The organism is Plesiomonas sp. (assembly GCF_051650925.1).
Classification (GTDB): domain Bacteria; phylum Pseudomonadota; class Gammaproteobacteria; order Enterobacterales; family CAMTGL01; genus Plesiomonas.
Window position 1 is genome coordinate 1 of the sequence record NZ_JBOFRH010000406.1, and the last position, 1,255, is coordinate 1,255.

Annotated in this window: 2 protein-coding genes; one reads left to right on the top strand and one right to left on the bottom strand. The window is 47.2% G+C overall.

Annotated elements, in window-relative coordinates; all coding sequences use genetic code 11:
• Positions 1-179: MurR/RpiR family transcriptional regulator (locus ACRC27_RS09400; RefSeq protein ID WP_438639760.1), on the bottom strand; the 179-nt coding region annotated here is incomplete at its 3' end.
• Positions 180-457: 278 nt separating this feature from the next.
• Between ACRC27_RS09400 and murQ the strand changes: the two genes are divergently transcribed.
• Positions 458-1,255: N-acetylmuramic acid 6-phosphate etherase (murQ, locus tag ACRC27_RS09405; RefSeq protein ID WP_438639759.1), on the top strand; the 798-nt coding region annotated here is incomplete at its 3' end.

Sequence of the window (1,255 nt, forward strand, 5' to 3'; positions counted from 1 at the left end):
TAGCCCAATTTTTGGGCAAACTTAACGACACTTGATTGGCTGACATTTGCAGCTTTAGCCAGTGCTTGTGAAGACATATCCCGCGCTTTATCTGGATGACTTTGCAGAAAAAGTGCCAGTTTTCGCTCGCTATGCGACAGCGTATTCAACAGTTGTTGCAGTTTTAGCAGGCAGCTCATCCAAAGGTCCTTATTTTTATCCGCTCGGTACTTTTATACCTTGTACCAGAAAATGAGAAAAGCCGTTATTACGTTGGCAGAGGTTCTGGCATAGATAAACACTGATATGCTCTGCATCCTATAACGTAATGATTTTTATGCTTTTTATTTTATCTGTTTGATCTGGCGATAGATAGTTTGTGATTAAACGCTCATTATTCCAACAATAATTTGTTTCTTGGAATATATTATTCCATTATTTGTTTAACGAAGTAATTAAATATTTAAGCGAGTCACATATGAATCTAGGTCGTTTAGTCTCAGAAAGCCGTAACAGCAATACAATGGATTTAGATACGTTACCTACCGTTGAGATGTTGCAGCGCTTTAATGAAGAAGATCAGCGTGTGCCTTTGGCGGTAAAACAAGAGCTGCCGGCCATTGCCCGTGCAGTTGATGTCATTACTGCGGCATTTCAGCAAGGCGGCCGCCTGATTTATATGGGGGCCGGTACCAGTGGCCGTTTGGGGATCCTTGATGCCTCTGAGTGCCCACCAACCTATGGCGTGCCGCACGGTATGGTGATTGGCCTGATTGCGGGTGGCGAAAGCGCCATTCTCAAAGCGGTTGAAGGGGCAGAAGATGACGCGCAACTGGGTGCTGATGACCTGCGCAATTTACAGCTGACAGCAAAAGATGTGGTAGTCGGCATTGCTGCTTCAGGCCGAACCCCGTATGTATTGGGTGGGTTAGCTTATGCACGCGCTACCGGTTGCACCACCGCTGCGGTCTCGTGCAACCCTGATTCGCTGATTGCAGATGCCGCTGATATCGCAATTTCGCCGGTTGTGGGCCCAGAAGCATTGACGGGTTCAACGCGCATGAAAGCCGGTACAGCACAAAAGCTAGTGCTGAATATGCTGACGACTGGCGCGATGGTAAAGCTGGGTAAAGCCTATCAAAACCTGATGGTGGATGTGAAAGCCACAAATGAAAAATTGGTGGATAGAGCCTGCCGTATTGTGATGGAAGCGTCTGGTGCAACACGTACCGAGGCCGAGGCGTTATTGCAGCAAACTGAGAATGAAGTGAACCCG